The sequence below is a fragment of the Pseudomonas sp. EpS/L25 genome (assembly GCF_001512295.1).
In the GTDB taxonomy this organism is placed as follows: domain Bacteria; phylum Pseudomonadota; class Gammaproteobacteria; order Pseudomonadales; family Pseudomonadaceae; genus Chryseomonas.
In genome coordinates this window covers 374,851-390,814 of sequence record NZ_LNUP01000015.1, presented here as the reverse complement: position 1 = coordinate 390,814, position 15,964 = coordinate 374,851, and the positions used below count along the sequence as shown (strand labels likewise).

The following is a 15,964-nucleotide window of genomic DNA, read 5'->3' as shown; positions in this document are numbered from 1 at the left end:
CGATAAGGGCCCCTGACATGACTGCCGTTCAACTGATCGTCGGCCTGGGTAATCCAGGCCCCGAATACGACCAGACCCGGCACAATGCAGGGGCCCTCTTCGTTGAGCGTTTGGCTGCCGCCCAGGGCGCGAGCCTGGCTGCCGACCGCAAGTACCATGGCCTCGTGGGGCGCTTTCGCCACGCGGGCAACGACGTTCGTCTGCTCATTCCCACCACCTACATGAACCGCAGCGGCCAGGCCGTGGCGGCGCTCGCCGGCTTCTTCCGCATCCCGCCGGCAGCCATCCTGGTGGCCCACGACGAACTCGACCTGCCACCCGGCACCGCGCGTCTCAAGACCGGCGGCGGCCATGGTGGCCACAACGGGCTGCGTGACATCATCGCCCAGCTCGGCAATCAGAACGGTTTCCAGCGCCTGCGCCTGGGCATCGGCCATCCGGGCCATGCCAGCCTGGTGTCCAACTTCGTGCTGGGCCGCGCACCGCGCAGCGAGCAGGAACTGCTCGACGCCAGCATCGATGCCGCCCTGGAGGTGGTACCGGAGTTGCTGGCCGGTGACCTGACCCGCGCCATGCAGCGCCTGCACAGCCGCAAGGCCTGACCACCCTACCCTCTTCCTTTTCTTCCGCGAGGACACACACCATGGGATTCAATTGCGGCATCGTCGGCCTGCCCAACGTCGGCAAGTCCACCCTGTTCAATGCCCTGACCCAATCCGGTATCGCGGCGGAAAACTTTCCCTTCTGCACCATCGAGCCCAACAGCGGCATCGTGCCCATGCCCGATGCGCGGCTGAACGCCCTCGCGGAGATCGTCAAGCCCGAGCGGGTGATCCCTACCACCATGGAGTTCGTCGACATCGCAGGGTTAGTGGCGGGCGCGTCCAAGGGTGAGGGCCTGGGCAACAAGTTCCTCGCCAACATCCGCGAGACCGATGCCATCGCCCACGTGGTGCGCTGCTTCGAAGACGAGAACGTCATTCACGTCGCCAACTCGGTGGATCCCAAGCGGGATATCGAGGTCATCGACCTGGAGTTGATCTTCGCCGACCTCGACAGCTGCGAGAAGCAGCTGCAGCGCGTCACCCGCAACGCCAAGGGCGGTGACAAGGAAGCCCTGGCGCAGAAGGCCCTGCTGGAACGGCTCATCCCCCACTTCGAGGCCGGCAAGCCTGCCCGCAGCCTGCTGAAGGGGCTGGACGAAGAGCAGAAGCGCCTGGTGCGCAGCTTCCACCTGCTGACCAGCAAGCCAGTGATGTACATCGCCAACGTCGCCGAAGACGGCTTCGAGAATAATCCACACCTGGACGTGGTCCGCGCCATCGCCGAGGAAGAAGGCGCCGTGGTGGTGCCGGTGTGCAACAAGATCGAAGCGGAGATCGCCGAACTGGACGACGACGAGGAAAAGCAGATGTTCCTCGAATCCATGGGCATGGAAGAGCCGGGCCTGAACCGGGTGATCCGCGCCGGCTACGAGCTGCTCAACCTGCAGACCTACTTCACCGCCGGGGTGAAGGAAGTCCGCGCCTGGACCGTGCGCGTCGGCGCCACCGCGCCCCAGGCGGCCGCGGCCATCCATACCGACTTCGAGAAAGGCTTCATCCGCGCCGAAGTGGTGGCCTACGACGACTTCATCGCCTTCAAGGGCGAGAACGGTGCCAAGGAAGCCGGCAAATGGCGCCTGGAAGGCAAGGACTACATCGTCAAGGACGGTGATGTCATGCATTTCCGCTTCAACGTCTAAGCAACAGCGAACCTCAGAGCCCCCTCCTCACCGCAAGGTAAGGAGGGGGTTTTCTTTTGCGCGCAGGTTAGCTGTCAAAGCGCAAAGGCACGGTTCACGGGGCATTGATTTGGCACAATGACCGCCAATCGACCGCCCGCGAAAGCGCTACCCGCCGCCTGGATGCCGCCATGAATTTCGATGACCTGCGCCTGTTCGTCACCACCCTGAACGAGGGCAGCTTCACCGCTGCCGCCGACAAGCTGGGGCTGTCCAAGCAGTTCGTCAGCCGGCGGACCCTGTTGCTGGAAGAGAGCCTTGGCGTGCGGTTGATCAATCGCACCACGCGGCGCTTGCAGGCGACCGAGCTGGGGGTGCTGCTCTATGAGCGGGCGGTGAAGATTCTCGAGGACGTCAACGATACCGAGGAGCTGCTGTCCAGCCGGCGCACGGTGCCCCAGGGCGTATTGCGCGTGAGTGCGCCCATGACCTTCGGCACGCTGCACCTGAGCCCCTTGCTGCCGGATTTTCTTGCCGCCTATCCGCAGATTCGCCTGGAGCTGGATCTCAACGACCGGGCGGTGGATCTCCTGGCGGAGGGTTACGACATGTCGATCCGGATCGGCACCCTGGCCGATTCCAGCCTGATCGCCAAGCGGTTGACCGAGATGCAGCTGGTGACCTGTGCCAGTCCGGATTATCTACAGAAGGCGCCGCCGCTGGCGCAGCCGGAGGATCTGGCCAGGCACAGCTGTCTGCTCTATGGCCATGGTCGCCAGGTGGAATGGCGTTTCCAGCGCGGGGGCAAGCCACTGGTGCTGCCCATGCAGGGTCAGCTCAGGGCCAACAACGGGGAGGTGGTGCGGGATGCGGCCATTGCCGGCCAGGGGGTAGCGGTGCTGCCGACCTTCATCATCGGGGACGCCTTGGCCGCCGGGACATTGGTGCAGGTATTGGAGGACTTCACCCTGCCCAGTGCCGCGGTCTATGCGGTCTATCCCCAGCATCGCCAGTCGGCGCGCATCGTCCAGCTGTTCTCGGACTATCTGCGCGACCGACTGATGATCTAGCCGGCTCACGCCACGGCGCCACGGGTCGGCTGGCGCTGCGGCCATTGCTGGAGGGTGCGCTCGGCACCGTCCGCGGCCAGGCGCTGGCCATCCAGGCGCTGCTGCTGGCGCTCGATAGAAGGCTGCAAGCTGCGGTCGGCGCCGTTCTCGGCCAGGGCGCGACGCGGCTCCAGGCGTTGCTGCTGGCGCTGGATCGAGGGCTGCAGGCTACGGTCAGCGCCGTTCTCAGCCAGGGTGCGGCGCGGCTCCAGGCGCTGCTGCTGGCGCTCGATAGAGGGCTGCAAGCTGCGGTCGGCGCCGTTCTCGGCCAGGGCGCGACGCGGCTCCAGGCGTTGCTGCTGGCGCTCGATAGAGGGCTGCAAGCTGCGGTCGGCGCCATTCTCGGCCAGGGTGCGGTCGGTCTGCTGGTGTTTTTCGATCAGCGAGCCGAGGGGACGCAGGGCGCTCTTCTCCGCCTGGGCCGACTGGACGACGGCAGCGGTGAGCAGGGTGGCGGCGAAGAGTGCGGTGAGGGTTTTCATGGCGAGTACCTTGTCGGGTGGGTGTGGACTCATTGTCCCCAGCCTGGCCCTCGCCTAGAAATCGTCTCGCGGGATAGCGATCATCGACCGCGCTGATGATCGCCCAGGACTAGCCCCGTGCCTGGCCTTGACGCAGCAGGAACAGGCACCAGACACCCAAGGCCGTGGCCGCCAGCAGGCAGCCGGCCAGGCTCACACCGGTCCAGCCGAAGTGTTCGTACAGCCGCGCCGACAGCAGCGAACCGAGGGAGCCGCCGAGGAAATAGCCGGTCATGTAGCCGGCGTTGAGGCGGCTACGGGCTTCCGGGCGCAGCCGATAGACCACGTTCTGGTTGCTGACGTGACTGAGCTGCACGGCGAGATCCAGCACCAGGATGCCGAGCAGCAGCGCTGCCAGGGAGTGCTGGGCGAGGGCCAGGGGCAGCCAGGCGAGCGTCAGGGACAGGAGGCCGATACTGGTGGCGAGACTGCCCTTGCCCTGGTCGGCCATGCGCCCGGCCAGGTTGGCGGCCAGGGCCCCCACCGCGCCGGCAAGACCGAACAGGCCGATGGTGCCGTCGCTGAAGCCATAGGGCTCGGCGGCGAGCAGGAAGGCCAGGGGCGTCCAGAACACGGCGAAGACGGCGAAGCCCAGAAAACCCAGCAGGGTACGCAAGCGATGCAGGGGTTCGTCGCGCAGGAGCACGAACACCGAGCCCAGCAGTCGCGGATAGCTCAGGCCCGCCGACTGCTGGTAGCGCGGCAGCGCCAGGCGCAGGGCCAGGGCGGTGGCCAGCATGAGGCCGGCGGCCACGGCGTAGACGGTGCGCCAATCGCCGAGGGACGACAGCGCCCCGGCCACGGTACGGGCCAGCAGGATGCCGAGGATGAGGCCGCTCATCACCGTGCCCACCGCCCTGCCCCGCTGCTCCGGCGCGGCCAGGGTCGCGGCGAAGGGCACCAGCACCTGGGCCACCACCGAGAAGAGCCCGGTCATGGCGGTGCCCAACAGCAGCCAGGGCAGGCTGGTGGCGGTGGCGCTCAGGGCCAGGCCGGCGGCGGCGATCACGCTCATGGTGACGATCAGCCGCCGCCGCTCCAGTAGATCGCCCAGGGGCACCAGCAGCAGGAGTCCCGCGGCGTAGCTGAGTTGGGCGGTGGTGACGATGCTGCCAGCCTGGGTGTAGCTGAGGTCGAAGCGCTGGGCGATGGTGTGCAGCAGCGGCTGGTTGTAGTAGTTGCTGGCCACGGCGATGCCGGTGGCGACGGCCATGAGCAGGGTCAGCCAGCGGCTGAGGGGTGGCGTGGGAGTCGACATCCGTGAGGTCCGGAACAGGAAAGAGTGGTGAGTATCGGACAACAGCAGCCATCGGTTAAATGAATCGTTAAGATGACTTCGATCTCAGTTAAAGATAGCACCATGACTCTCAAGCAACTGGAATTCGCCGTGGCCCTGGCCGAGGAACGGCACTTCACCCGTGCCGCCGAGCGCTGCCATGTGGTGCAGTCGGCCCTCAGTCACCAGATCGCCCGGTTGGAAGCCGAGCTGGGCGCCACCCTGTTCGAACGGCTGCCGCGCCAGGTGCGGATCACCCCGGCGGGCGAGGCGCTGCTGGTCAATGCGCGCCAGGTGCTGGCAGCGGTGGAGCGGCTGCAGCAGGACGTGGCGGCGACGGTGGGCGACATTCGTGGCAGCCTGACGGTGGGCCTGATCTCCTCGGTGCCGCGCCTGGACATCGTCGAGCTGCTGGCGGCCTTCCACGCCCGCCATCCGCAGGTGGACATCGAGCTGCGCCAGGACAAGAGCGAGACGCTGCTGGCGGCGGTGCGGGAGCGGCAGCTGGATTTCGCCCTGATCGGCGTCTCGCGGCAGGTGCGGCTGGAGGGGATCGAAAGTCGTCTGCTGCTCAGCGAGGAATTGGTGGCGGTGCTGCCCGCGGCGCATGCCCTGGCGGGGCGGGACAGGCTGTCGCTGCACGAGCTGGTGGATCTGCCACTGGTGGATCTGCCGGCCGGCAGCGGCGCGCGGCGGCAGACCGACGAAGCCTTCGCCGCCCTGGGCCTGCCGCATCGGGTACGCTTCGAGACCAGCCACATGCAGCTGCTGGAACGCTTCGTCCGCCGCGGCCTGGCGGTGGGGCTGGTACCACGCAGCCTGGCGCTGACCTTCAGCGGCCTGGCCTGCGTGCCGGTGAGCGATGCGCCGCAGCGTAACGTTTATGCCATCTGGTCGCGGCTGCCGACGCCGGCGACCCGGGAGTTCCTGCAGATCGTGGCAGAGGCGCTGGGCGACTAGCGCTCGACGAAGGTACCGATGCGCCTGGCAGCTCGGTCGTCACTGCGCTGTACCGGGCCGTACCCCGCTGCCAGGATTCAGCGCTTTGCCAAGCTTCCAGGTCCATCCCGGGGAGACGTCAGCCATGAAGATCACGCGTATCCTGCCGAACCTCGCGACCGAACAGTTGGCCGCCATGAAGGCCTTCTACGGTGAAGTGCTGGGCCTGACGCTGGCGATGGATCACGGCTGGCTCCTGACCTTCGTCGGCGCGGGCCAGAGCAGGCCCCAGGTCAGCTTCGCGGTGGAAGGTGGCTCGGGCACGCCGGTCCCGGAGCTGTCGCTGGAAGTCGACGACCTGGACGAGGTCTTGCGTCGACTGGAACGGGCGGGCTACGCGCCGGAGTACGGCCCGGTGACCGAGCCTTGGGGGTGAGGCGTTTCTTCGTCCGCGATCCCGGGGGGCGGCTGTTGAATTTCCTGGCGCATGCCTGAGGGCTTGGCGCAGGGCGAGAGCCACGGTCTGATCGCCGTGGCGGTCTACCGCTGCGGCCACTCCTGCGGGTACGGGATCAACTGTAGGAGTCACTGTCTTGATCGCCTATCGCGGCCATGGGCCGCTCCTACAGGCTCGAGGTAACCGTCGGAGCGGTCCATGGCCGCGATCAACAAAACACCGGAGTGCCGTAGCGTCGTCGCGTGGAAAACGGCGCAGCCTTTTCCAGGGGTGGCGTCGTTGTGCGGCGCGCCCTCACCCCAACCCTCTCCCAGGGGGAGAGGGGGCTAGCCGAGCAGGAGTTCAGCTCCCTCAGCGCCGGCAAGATCGCAAGCAGAGCCGTAGCGTGGAAAAACGGCGCAGCCTTTTCCACGGGTGACGGCGTTGCGCGGGGCGCGCCCTCACCCCAACCCTCTCCCAGGGGGGAGAGGGGGCTATCTGAGCAGGCGATCAGTTCCCTCAGCGCCGGCAAGATCGCAAGCAGAGCCGTAGCGTGGAAAAACGGCGCAGCCTTTTCCACGGGTGACGGCGTTGCGCGGCGCGCCCTCACTCCAACCCTATTCCAAAGGGTGAGGGGGCTATCCGGGCAGGCGATCAGCCCGGTCAGCTCCATCAACTCCATCAGCCACGGCCAGATCGCGATCAGCCGTCATATCCTGGTCCGTTAGTAACGACAACTTCGCGCCCTGCCTTCACCGCCAATGGCCGAACGCCCGGTAGCCTCCTGAGCCACCCTCAACCCTCGCTCACCGGCAGGCGGCGGACGAAGGTGCCGACGCGCCAGGCGAATTGCTCGCCCTGGCACTGCACGAGCAGGTTGCGTACCCGGTAGGACTGGCCGGCGACGCTGGCCTCGGCCTCGGCCTCGCTGGCGCCGTCCAGGTGATTGCGGGCCAGCACCTGGTAGCTGCCGGTGGAGCAGCGCGCCGCCGCTTCGCTGGCGCAGCCGGACCAACTGCCGAACACCCCGTTGCACTGCACCAGGTAGGCCGTGCGGCCGTCCTGCAGGTAGGCGGTGTGGGAGCTGGCACAGCCGGCCAGCAGGGCGAGAAAGCCGGCACAGGCCAGCAGGCGGAGGGCGGTGCGGAAGGCGGCGAGGGACATGGGAGTGGCTCCGAACGATATGGAGCCATCGTAGAAAGCCAACCCCCTCTTCCATAAATCGTACCGGCGGATAGCGCTTATCGATGCGGCTGATGGCGACCGCGGGCTACCCCCGGTCAGGTCGGGAAGATGGTGATGTCCACCTTAAGGTTCCGGTAAGCCGGGCGGGTGGAGGCTGGCGGCACAACCACTACAACCCTGTCGCCCCTGTACCCGGCCGCGCCTGCCGCCAGGGACAGGAAGCCCTTCGGGCAAGGAGATCGCCATGTCTACCTGGACTTCGACGCAGCGCAACGTGGCCTTCGCCACCTTCGCCAGCTGGACGCTGGATGCCTTCGACTTCTTCATCCTGGTGTTCGTCCTCAGCAATCTGGCGCAGTACTTCCAGGACTCCGTGACCGACGTATCCCTGGCGATCATGCTGACCCTGGCCGTGCGGCCGGTGGGCGCCCTGCTGTTCGGCCGGCTGGCCGAGCGCCATGGACGCAAGCCGATCCTGATGCTCAACATCGTGCTGTTCTCGCTGTTCGAGATCCTCTCCGCCTGGTCGCCGACCTTCACGGCGTTCATGGCCTTCCGCATCCTCTACGGAGTGGCCATGGGCGGCATCTGGGGCGTGGCCTCATCGCTGGCGATGGAAACCATCCCGGATCGCTCGCGGGGGCTGATGTCGGGGATCTTCCAGGCCGGCTATCCCTGCGGCTACCTGCTGGCCTCCATCGTCTACGGGCTGTGCTTCGAGGCGGTGGGCTGGCGTGGCCTGTTCCTGATCGGCGCCGTGCCGATCCTGCTGCTGCCCTTCATCTACTTCAAGGTGCCGGAGTCGCCGGTGTGGCTGGCGGCCCGGGAGCGCAAGGAGAGCACCGCCCTGCTGCCGATCCTGCGTCAGCATTGGCCGATCTGCCTGTACATGGTGCTGCTGATGGCCTGCTTCAATTTCTTCAGCCACGGCACCCAGGACCTCTATCCGACCTTCCTCAAGGTGCAGCACCAGTTCGACGCCCATACCGTGAGCCTGATCGCCATCGGCTACAACATCGCGGCGATGCTCGGCGGGGTTTTCTTCGGCTCGCTGTCGGAGCGCATCGGGCGCAAGAAGGCGATCATCCTGGCCGCCCTGCTGTCGCTGCCGATCCTGCCGCTGTGGGCCTTCGCCAGCGGTTCCTGGACGCTGGGCATCGGCGCCTTCCTGATGCAGTTCATGGTGCAGGGCGCCTGGGGCGTGATACCCACCTATCTCAACGAACTGGTGCCGGGCAATGCGCGAGCCGTGCTACCGGGCTTCGTCTACCAGATGGGCAACCTGCTGGCCTCGGTCAACGCCACCCTGCAGGCGCAGATCGCCGCGGCCCACGGCGGCAACTACGGTCTGGCCATGGCACTGGTGGCCGGCACCGTCGCCGTGCTGATCGTGCTGTTCGTGGCCTTCGGCAAGGAAACCCGCGGCATGCGAATTTCCGGGGCGGTGGCCGATCCGTCGACCGCCCCTCAACCGGCACAGCTCACACAGCCGGTTCGCCCATGAACCTGAGGATCTCGCCCCGTAGCCAGCGCTCGCCCGGGTCCTGGTCCTGGGCCGCGCGCCAGACCAGCGACAGTTTGGCCGGGACGATGGGAAACGGCGGTTCCTCGATGCGCAGGCCGCCGCCGGCGGCCAGGGCCCGGGCGGCGTAGTCGGGCACGGTGGCGAGTAATTCGCTGCCGGCCAGCAGGGCGCCGAGGCCGTTGAAGTGCGGCACGCCCAGGGCCACCTTGCGACTGCGGCCGAGGCGCGCCAGGTCGTCGTCGATGTTGCCACAGAGATCGCCGGACATGGACACCAGCACATGGGGCCGGGCGCAGTAGTCATCCAGGGTCAGGGGCGCGGGATCGCGGTCGGCGCGCACCACCAGGGCGCGGATGTGCCTCAGGGTGCGGCACCTGGCATTGGCCGGCAGCTGGGTGGTGTAGCTGATGCCCAGGGACACCTCGCCGCTGGCCAGTAGGCCGGGCAGGAGCAGGAAGTTGGCGTTGCGCACCACCAGCACGCAGTGCGGCGCCGCCTCGCGCAGATGGGCCAGCAGTGGCGGCAGCAGGCCGCATTCGACGTCGTCGGACATGCCCAGGCGAAACACCGCGCGACTGGCGCCGGGATCGAAGTCGTCGACCTCGCTCAAGGCATTGGACAGGCCGTCCAGCGCCGGCCTCAGCCGTTCGAGAATGGCCAGGGCCCGCGGCGTGGGCTCCATCGCCCGGCCGCTGCGCACCAGCAAGGGATCGTCGAAGAATTGCCGCAGGCGCACCAGGGCGGCGCTGATGGCCGGCTGGCCGAGAAAGAGCTTTTCCGCGGTGCGGGTGAGGTTGCGCTCGTGCATCAGGCTTTCGAACACCACCAGCAGGTGCAGGTCGATGCGGCGCAGATCGTTGCGGTTCACGGCATCCCTCCGCGAAGGTCTGGCAGGGATGGTCCGGCGCCAAGGGAGGCGCCGGACCATCGTTCCCCTTACTTGGCGGACAGCTTGGCGTAGCTGGTCATCAGGTTGCGGTAGTTGGGGATGTGGTTGGACAGCAGGGCACCCAGGCCCTCGATGTCGTTGCGCCAGTCGCGGTGCAGTTCGCAGGCCACGCTGAACCAGTTCATCAGTTGCACCCCGGCGGCGCTCATGCGCGCCCAGGCGGCCTGTTGCACGGTCTTGTCGAAGGTGCCGGAGGCATCGGTCACCACGAAGACATCGAAGCCCTCGGCGATGGCCGCCAGTGCCGGGAAGGTCACGCAGACGTCGGTCACCACCCCGGCGATGATCAGCTGCTTGCGACCGGTGGCCTTGATGGCGGCGACGAAGTCTTCGTTATCCCAGGCATTGATCTGGCCGGGCCGGGCGATGTAGGGCGCCTCGGGGAACAGCTCGACCAGCTCGGGCACCAGCGGACCGTTGGGGCCCTGCTCGAAGCTGGTGGTGAGGATGGTGGGCAGGCCGAAGAACTTGGCGCTGTTGGCCAGGGCCAGGACGTTGTTCTTGAAGTCGCTGGGAGTGAAATCCTGTACCAGGGAGATCAGACCGGCCTGGTGGTCGATCAGCAGGACGACGGCATCGTTCTTGTCGAGACGGTTGTAGGGCTTGCTCATGGTGGAGTCCTCAGTGGAGTGGTGGTGCTTGGGATGAAGGGCGACGTCAGGCGCCGCCCAGGAGATGGCGGATGGCGATGGGCACGCCGGGGGTCTGGTACTGCCGCGCCGCCGCCTCCAGGCGCTGTTCGCCCTGGGTCACGCGGTGGTGGTGGCGCAGGTGTTCCAGCCAGGATTCGTCGCAGAAGAAGAATTCCTGCCAGCGGCGCGGCTCGGCGCTGTCCTGCAGCAGGGCCCAGGAGAAGGCGCCGTTGCGCCGGCGCATGGCGCCCACCGCCTGCATGGCCTGGCGGAAGGCCGGGCCGTGCTCGAGGGCGATGTCGTATTCCAGGGTGACCATCACCGGGCCGCGCTCGCGGTCCAGGGAATCGTCGAGGATGGGCGCCGGCCAGTGCAGCGAAGGGGCGATGTCCGCCGCCGGGGTGACCGGCAGGCGCAGGCGCCAGGTCAGCCCGATGCCGGCCAGCAGCACCCCGGCCGCCGCGCTCAGGGCCAGGCTCAGGGAGAAATGACTGGCCAGGGCGCCCCAGACAACGCCACCCAGGGCGCTGGTGCCGAAGAACACCAGGATGTAGACGGCCAGGGCGCGGGCGCGCACCCAGCCGGGCACGGCGGTCTGGGCCGCCACCTGCAGGCTGGAGAGCACGGCGATCCAGGCCAGGCCGCTGGCGAGCATCACCGGCAGCAGCCTGGCGAAGTCGCGAATCCAGGCCAGGCCCAGCAGGACCAGGGCATAGAGCGCGCTGGCGCTGGCGATCAGCAGGTCACTGGACAGCCGTTCGCGCAGCCGCGGCAGCAACATGGCGCCGCCGATGGCACCCAACCCGACGCACCCGAGCAGGATGCCGAAATCCAGGGCGGTGCCCTGCAGCGCCTGGCGTACCAGCAGCGGCAGCAGCGCCATGCCGGCGCTGGCACCGAGGAAAAACGCGGCGGTCCGGGCCAGCACCACCTGCAGCCGGGGAGAGCTGCGGGCATAGCGGAAACCGACCCGGACCGCGCCCAGCAGGCGCTCCGCGGGCAGCACGGCGGCTGCAGGCTCTCGCCGCCAGGTCAGGAGCGCGACGATGACGGCAAGGAAAGAGACGGCATTGAGGGCGAAGGTCAGCCAGGGACCGGCCAGGCTGACCAGCACCCCGGCCAGCGCCGGACCCAGGGCCCGCGCCACATTCATGCCCAGGCTGGACAGGGCGATGGCCGCGGGCAGCTCGCTCTTGTCGACCAGCTCGGGGGTGAGCGCCGACCAGGCCGGCAGCATCAACGCCGTGCCCACGCCCATGGCCAGGGTCAGGCCCAGCAGCAGCGGTACGGTCATCCAGCCGGCCAGGGTCAGGCCCGCCAGGGCCAGGGCCACCGCGGCCATCCACAGCTGTACGCCGAGCAGGTAGCGGCGGCGATCGACGATGTCGGCCAGGGCGCCGGCCGGCAGCGCCAGCAGGAACATCGGCAAGGCGCCCGCCACCTGGACCAGGGCCACCGCCAGGGGGCTGGCCGACAGCGAGGTCATCAGCCAGCCGGCACCCACCTCGTGCATCCAGGTACCTATGTTGGAGGCGATACTGGCCAGCCATAGCCAGCGGAAGGCGCGCTGGCGCAAGGGCTGCCAGGGCGAGGCGGCATTGGGGGTCAGGGTGGCGGCGGTCATGGCGGCGTCCTCAGAAGCTGAAGCAGGAGCAGCCGAAGGCGCCCCAGAAGCCACTGAAGTCGCTGACCGGCACCTTGCTCTGGCGCGCTCGTTCATGGCCGTGGCCATGCACGGCACAGGCGCCGGCGCACTGGTGCACGGCGGCCTGCAAGGGCGCGCCGGGCTTCCAGTGCCCGGGCACCTTGACCACCGGCGACCAGTCCGGGGTGACCGGCAGGGGTGCCGGACCCAGGCGATCGAATTCCTCGGCACCATGGACGATGCGGCCGCCGACCACGGTCAGCACCGACTCCAGGTGCTTGATGGCCTCTTCCTCGACGCTGAAGAAATCCGCCGAGAGCACTGCCACGTCGGCCAGCTGGCCCACCCGCAGCTGGCCCTTCTTGCCCTGTTCCGAGGAGAACCAGGCACTGCCCTGGGTGAACAGTTGCAGGGCGGTGGCGCGCGGCAGGCCTTCCTGGTAGAGCGCCAGGCCCCCTACGGTACGGCCGCTGACCAGCCAGTACAGCGAGGTCCAGGGGTTGTAGCTGGAGACGCGGGTGGCGTCCGTCCCAGCCCCCACCGGCACGCCTTCGGCCAGCATCCGCTGGATCGGCGGCGTCTGCTCGGCGGCCTGGGCACCATAGCGGTCGACGAAGTATTCGCCCTGGAAGGCCATGCGATCCTGGATGGCGATGCCGCCGCCGAGGGCCTTGACCCGCTCGATGTTGCGCGGGCTGATGGTTTCGGCGTGATCGAAGAACCAGGGCAGACCGTTGAAAGGCACGTCGCGGTTGACCCGCTCGAAGACGTCGAGCATCCGCGAGATGGATTCGTCGTAGGTGGCGTGCAGGCGGAACGGCCAGCGCTGTTCCACCAGGTGGCGCACCACCGGTTCCAGATCCGCTTCCATGGTGGGCGGCAGGTCCGGGCGCGGTTCGAGGAAGTCCTCGAAGTCGGCCGCGGAGAAGGCCAGCATCTCGCCGGCGCCGTTGTGCCGGAGGAAGTCGGTGCCCTGGTGCAGGGTGACGCTGCTGGTCCAGTTCTTGAAGTCGGTCAGCTCTTCCTTGGGCCGCTGGGTGAAGAGGTTGTAGGCGATGCGCACGGTGAGCTGGTCGGCATCGGCCAGTTCCTGGATCACCTGGTAGTCGTCCGGGTAGTTCTGGAAACCGCCGCCGGCGTCGATGGCGCTGGTCAGGCCCAGGCGATTGAGTTCGCGCATGAACTGGCGAGTGGAATTGACCTGGTATTCCAGCGGCAGCTTGGGCCCCTTGGCCAGGGTAGCGTAGAGGATCATGGCGTTGGGCCGGGCGATGAGCATGCCGGTGGGCTCGCCGCGGGCATCGCGCTGGATCTCGCCACCTGGCGGATTGGGCGTGTCCTTGGTGTAGCCCACGACCCGCAGGGCGGCGCGGTTGAGCAGCGCCCGGTCATAGAGGTGGAGGATGAACACCGGGGTGTCCGGGGCCGCCTGGTTGAGTTCGTCCAGGGTCGGCAGCCGGCGCTCGGCGAACTGGAATTCGTTCCAGCCGCCCACCACCCGCACCCACTGGGGCGCCGGGGTGCGCTCGGCCTGGTCCTTGAGCATGCGCAGGGCATCCGCCAGCGAGGGCACGCCCTCCCAGCGCAGTTCCAGGTTGTAGTTGAGACCGCCGCGGATCAGGTGCAGGTGGGAGTCGTTGAGGCCGGGGATGGCACGGCGCCCGCGCAGGTCGACCACCTGGGTGGCCGGACCGCGATGGGCCATGGCGTCACTGTCGCTGCCCACGGCGATAAAGACGCCGTCCCTGATGGCGACCGCCGTCGCCTCGGGGCGCTCGGGATCGACGGTGTGAAGCTTGCCGTTGTGCAGGATCAGATCGGCGTGTTGCATGGTGCCTCCAGAGGCGTTGTCGGCGCGTCCGGCCAGGGGCAGGACGGACCAGAGCGCGCCGGCGGCGCCCAGCAGGAGGGCGCGGCGGCGTTGGGGGTCCAGGGGTTCTTGGCTCATGGCGGCGCTCGCGGCCCGGCCAGCGCCTGGGGCTGCCCGGGCGGGTACTCAGCTCGCCACGAAGGCCAGCAGGTCCTGGTTCAGCTGCTCGGCGTGGGTCACCGCGAAGCCATGGGGCGCGCCGGCATACACCTTGAGTTCGGCGCCGCGGATCGACTCGGCGGCCAGCTTGCCGGTGGTCGCGAAGGGCACCACCTGGTCGGCGTCGCCGTGGATCACCAGGGTGGGCACGTCGATCTTGGCCATGTCCGGGCGGAAGTCGGTCTCGGAGAAGGCGATGACGCAGTCCAGGGTGCCTTTCAGCGAGGCCAGCAGGGCGATGTTGAGGGTCTGGGTGAAGACGCCCGCGGAGACCTCCTGGCCCTGGTTGGTGCCATAGAAGATGGGTGCGAAGTCGGCGAGGAACTGGGCGCGGTCCTTCAGCAATCCGCCGCGGATACCGTCGAAGACGCCTTTATCCACGCCCTGGGGGAAGTCCGGCTTCTGGCCGAACAGCGGGGTGACGGCGCCGAGCAGCGCCAGCTTGGCCACCCGCGCCGAACCATGGCGCGCCAGGTAGCGACTGACGTCGCCACCGCCCATGGAGAAGCCCACCAGGGTGACGTCGCGCAGGTCCAGGTGCTCGATCAGCTCCTTGATGTCGTCGGCGAAGGTGTCGTAGTCGTAGCCATTCCAGGGCTGATCGGAGCGCCCGAAGCCGCGGCGGTCGAAGGCGATGGCGCGATAGCCGTTGGCGGCCAGATGGTGCATCTGGTAGTCCCACATGTCGGCGTCCAGCGGCCAGCCGTGGCTGAACAGCACGGGCTTGCCGCTGCCCCAGTCCTTGAAATAGATCTCGACGCCGTCGCGGGTGGTGAAGGTGCTCATGGTTGTTCGCCTCGGTGAGTGGAAGGAGTGGAAAAGGCGCCCGAGCGGGCGTTGAGCCAGGGTGCGCACAGGCGGCTCACCCTGGGCATGATCAGGAACACCACCAGCGGCACGATGCAGAGGGTGATCAAGAGGTTGCTCGGTACCGGGCCGGCCAGCAGCGGGTAGCGGGCGAACAGCGGGTGCCACAGCGGCGGGATGAGCATGGTCAGGGGCGCGATGACCAGATAGGTCAGCACCGCCTGCTTCCAGGCCGGCGGCTGGCGTACACCGGGGCGCGGCGGGTTGAACCAGAACTCGGCATCGGCGTGCACCTCGGGGGCGTCGGCCTCGCAGAGCAGCGGCGCCACCTCCGCGATCAACGCCTGGCGCTGCGGTGAGGCCAGCCAGGCCTGCAGCAGATCGACGTCGGCGAAGCGCACCAGGGTGGTGAAGGCAGCGCCCTCCTCGGCCGGCGGGATGACGTCCACACCGAGATGACCACAGGCTTCGCGGGCGGCGGTGACGGCGCGCTCCAGCCAGCGCTGGTAGGCCTGGTGCTGGCCGGCCAGCGGCTGGTGACGGATCACCAGGGTGACGATGCGGCCGTGGGTCTGTTGCGGGTCTTGCCCGAGTGCGGCGGTCATGACAGCGCCCTCGCGAAACCACCCTGGGGCGCGCGGCGTCCAGCCAGCCAGGCCGCCAGCGAATAGCGCCCCGGCCCGGTGAGCGCCAGGGTGCCGAACAGCACCAGCAGCAGCCAACCGAACTGGCCCTCTTCCAGGGACCACTGCGGATGCACCACCAGGAGGGCGATCAGCAACAAGCCGAGGATCGGCAGGCAGGCCAGGCGCGTCGCCCAGCCCAGGGCGATCAGCAGCGGGCAGAGCACCTCGGCGAAGACGGCGAAACCCAGCGTCGGCCAGGCACCGAGGTGCAGCGGGTCTTCGATCAGCCCGAGCTGCTGGCGAAAGTGCAGCGCCTTGGGCAGGCCATGCACCGCCAAGAGCAGCCCGGCGCCACCCAGGCGCAGGAACAAGAGCCCCAGATCCAGCCGCGCGTCACGCATGGCCCATCCTCCTGATGAGAGAGTCGGCTGCGAGAAAGACCCCGCGCCGTCGATGGGGCGGACTTTCGCCCGGCCGGCGGGGCTCGGCCTTGGACGCCTGTGCTGGTTTTTGTACGCCTGTGCTGTGGCGTGCAGGTGAAAGGATTCAGGTCACAACAACG

The 15,964-nt window shown here is 68.0% G+C and carries 16 protein-coding genes; 6 read left to right on the top strand and 10 right to left on the bottom strand.

Annotation, left to right across the window (positions count from 1 at the left end):
• Window positions 1-17 precede the first annotated feature (17 nt).
• From pth to AR540_RS18340, 3 genes are all read left to right on the top strand, one after another.
• Window positions 18-602, top strand: coding sequence for an aminoacyl-tRNA hydrolase (gene pth / locus AR540_RS18350; protein WP_059230749.1), 585 nt, complete (start codon window positions 18-20; stop codon window positions 600-602).
• Between the two features lie 41 nt (window positions 603-643).
• Window positions 644-1,744: a redox-regulated ATPase YchF gene (gene ychF / locus AR540_RS18345; protein ID WP_059230747.1), complete on the top strand. Its 1,101-nt coding sequence runs from the start codon at window positions 644-646 to the stop codon at window positions 1,742-1,744.
• Between the two features lie 170 nt (window positions 1,745-1,914).
• Window positions 1,915-2,793, top strand: a complete 879-nt coding sequence (locus AR540_RS18340) for a LysR family transcriptional regulator (protein ID WP_059230744.1) — start codon at window positions 1,915-1,917, stop codon at window positions 2,791-2,793.
• A gap of 5 nt (window positions 2,794-2,798) precedes the next feature.
• Here the strand turns inward: AR540_RS18340 and AR540_RS25785 are convergent, their stop codons facing one another.
• Entirely contained in the window at window positions 2,799-3,314 is a 516-nt protein-coding gene (locus AR540_RS25785; RefSeq protein WP_177339255.1) for a hypothetical protein, read from the bottom strand.
• Between the two features lie 109 nt (window positions 3,315-3,423).
• Window positions 3,424-4,611, bottom strand: coding sequence for an MFS transporter (locus AR540_RS18325; protein ID WP_059230743.1), 1,188 nt, complete (start codon window positions 4,609-4,611; stop codon window positions 3,424-3,426).
• 102 nt (window positions 4,612-4,713) lie between these two features.
• Between AR540_RS18325 and AR540_RS18320 the strand changes: the two genes are divergently transcribed.
• Both AR540_RS18320 and AR540_RS18315 read left to right on the top strand, forming a co-directional pair.
• Window positions 4,714-5,589 carry a LysR family transcriptional regulator gene (locus AR540_RS18320; RefSeq protein WP_059230741.1) on the top strand — a complete coding sequence of 292 codons (876 nt, stop codon included), beginning with the start codon at window positions 4,714-4,716 and terminating at the stop codon, window positions 5,587-5,589.
• Window positions 5,590-5,713: 124 nt separating this feature from the next.
• Complete coding sequence (locus AR540_RS18315) at window positions 5,714-6,004, top strand: VOC family protein (protein ID WP_236712088.1); 291 nt, start codon at window positions 5,714-5,716, stop codon at window positions 6,002-6,004.
• Window positions 6,005-6,799: 795 nt separating this feature from the next.
• On the opposite strand, the gene AR540_RS18305 is transcribed toward AR540_RS18315, so the two are convergent.
• Complete coding sequence (locus AR540_RS18305; RefSeq protein ID WP_059230737.1) at window positions 6,800-7,168, bottom strand: hypothetical protein; 369 nt, start codon at window positions 7,166-7,168, stop codon at window positions 6,800-6,802.
• A 265-nt stretch (window positions 7,169-7,433) separates the two neighbouring features.
• Here AR540_RS18305 and AR540_RS18300 point away from each other — a divergent pair, with 265 nt between their 5' ends.
• Window positions 7,434-8,693 (top strand): MFS transporter, encoded by a 1,260-nt coding sequence (locus AR540_RS18300; RefSeq protein WP_059230735.1) that lies wholly within the window; start codon window positions 7,434-7,436, stop codon window positions 8,691-8,693.
• On the opposite strand, the gene AR540_RS18295 is transcribed toward AR540_RS18300, so the two are convergent.
• The 7 genes from AR540_RS18295 to AR540_RS18265 form a co-directional block, all read right to left on the bottom strand.
• Window positions 8,671-9,582 carry a LysR substrate-binding domain-containing protein gene (locus AR540_RS18295; RefSeq protein ID WP_059230733.1) on the bottom strand — a complete coding sequence of 304 codons (912 nt, stop codon included), beginning with the start codon at window positions 9,580-9,582 and terminating at the stop codon, window positions 8,671-8,673. The genes AR540_RS18300 and AR540_RS18295 overlap by 23 nt on opposite strands.
• A gap of 68 nt (window positions 9,583-9,650) precedes the next feature.
• Window positions 9,651-10,274 (bottom strand): isochorismate family cysteine hydrolase YcaC, encoded by a 624-nt coding sequence (gene ycaC / locus AR540_RS18290; protein ID WP_017641105.1) that lies wholly within the window; start codon window positions 10,272-10,274, stop codon window positions 9,651-9,653.
• Window positions 10,275-10,320: 46 nt separating this feature from the next.
• Window positions 10,321-11,919, bottom strand: coding sequence for an MFS transporter (locus AR540_RS18285; protein ID WP_059230731.1), 1,599 nt, complete (start codon window positions 11,917-11,919; stop codon window positions 10,321-10,323).
• A gap of 10 nt (window positions 11,920-11,929) precedes the next feature.
• Window positions 11,930-13,771 (bottom strand): amidohydrolase, encoded by a 1,842-nt coding sequence (locus tag AR540_RS18280; protein ID WP_177339265.1) that lies wholly within the window; start codon window positions 13,769-13,771, stop codon window positions 11,930-11,932.
• Between the two features lie 165 nt (window positions 13,772-13,936).
• Window positions 13,937-14,755 (bottom strand): alpha/beta fold hydrolase, encoded by an 819-nt coding sequence (locus AR540_RS18275; protein WP_059230727.1) that lies wholly within the window; start codon window positions 14,753-14,755, stop codon window positions 13,937-13,939.
• On the bottom strand, window positions 14,752-15,381 hold the full coding sequence (locus AR540_RS18270; protein WP_059230725.1) for an antibiotic biosynthesis monooxygenase: 630 nt from the start codon (window positions 15,379-15,381) through the stop codon (window positions 14,752-14,754). The genes AR540_RS18275 and AR540_RS18270 overlap by 4 nt, the downstream gene beginning before the upstream one ends.
• Window positions 15,378-15,803, bottom strand: a complete 426-nt coding sequence (locus AR540_RS18265; RefSeq protein ID WP_059230723.1) for a DoxX family protein — start codon at window positions 15,801-15,803, stop codon at window positions 15,378-15,380. Before AR540_RS18265 ends, AR540_RS18270 begins: the two co-directional genes overlap by 4 nt.
• Between the last annotated feature and the right edge of the window lie 161 nt (window positions 15,804-15,964).

Excerpts from the sequence above, each read along its gene's own strand:
- pth (WP_059230749.1), top strand. The coding sequence starts at position 18 with ATGACTGCCGTTCAACTGATCGTCGGCCTGGGTAATCCAGGCCCCGAA.
- ychF (WP_059230747.1), top strand. The coding sequence starts at position 644 with ATGGGATTCAATTGCGGCATCGTCGGCCTGCCCAACGTCGGCAAGTCC.
- AR540_RS18340 (WP_059230744.1), top strand. The coding sequence starts at position 1,915 with ATGAATTTCGATGACCTGCGCCTGTTCGTCACCACCCTGAACGAGGGC.
- AR540_RS25785 (WP_177339255.1), bottom strand. The coding sequence starts at position 3,314 with ATGAAAACCCTCACCGCACTCTTCGCCGCCACCCTGCTCACCGCTGCC.
- AR540_RS18325 (WP_059230743.1), bottom strand. The coding sequence starts at position 4,611 with ATGTCGACTCCCACGCCACCCCTCAGCCGCTGGCTGACCCTGCTCATG.
- AR540_RS18320 (WP_059230741.1), top strand. The coding sequence starts at position 4,714 with ATGACTCTCAAGCAACTGGAATTCGCCGTGGCCCTGGCCGAGGAACGG.
- AR540_RS18315 (WP_236712088.1), top strand. The coding sequence starts at position 5,714 with ATGAAGATCACGCGTATCCTGCCGAACCTCGCGACCGAACAGTTGGCC.
- AR540_RS18305 (WP_059230737.1), bottom strand. The coding sequence starts at position 7,168 with ATGTCCCTCGCCGCCTTCCGCACCGCCCTCCGCCTGCTGGCCTGTGCC.
- AR540_RS18300 (WP_059230735.1), top strand. The coding sequence starts at position 7,434 with ATGTCTACCTGGACTTCGACGCAGCGCAACGTGGCCTTCGCCACCTTC.
- ycaC (WP_017641105.1), bottom strand. The coding sequence starts at position 10,274 with ATGAGCAAGCCCTACAACCGTCTCGACAAGAACGATGCCGTCGTCCTG.
- AR540_RS18285 (WP_059230731.1), bottom strand. The coding sequence starts at position 11,919 with ATGACCGCCGCCACCCTGACCCCCAATGCCGCCTCGCCCTGGCAGCCC.
- AR540_RS18280 (WP_177339265.1), bottom strand. The coding sequence starts at position 13,771 with ATGCAACACGCCGATCTGATCCTGCACAACGGCAAGCTTCACACCGTC.
- AR540_RS18275 (WP_059230727.1), bottom strand. The coding sequence starts at position 14,755 with ATGAGCACCTTCACCACCCGCGACGGCGTCGAGATCTATTTCAAGGAC.
- AR540_RS18270 (WP_059230725.1), bottom strand. The coding sequence starts at position 15,381 with ATGACCGCCGCACTCGGGCAAGACCCGCAACAGACCCACGGCCGCATC.
- AR540_RS18265 (WP_059230723.1), bottom strand. The coding sequence starts at position 15,803 with ATGCGTGACGCGCGGCTGGATCTGGGGCTCTTGTTCCTGCGCCTGGGT.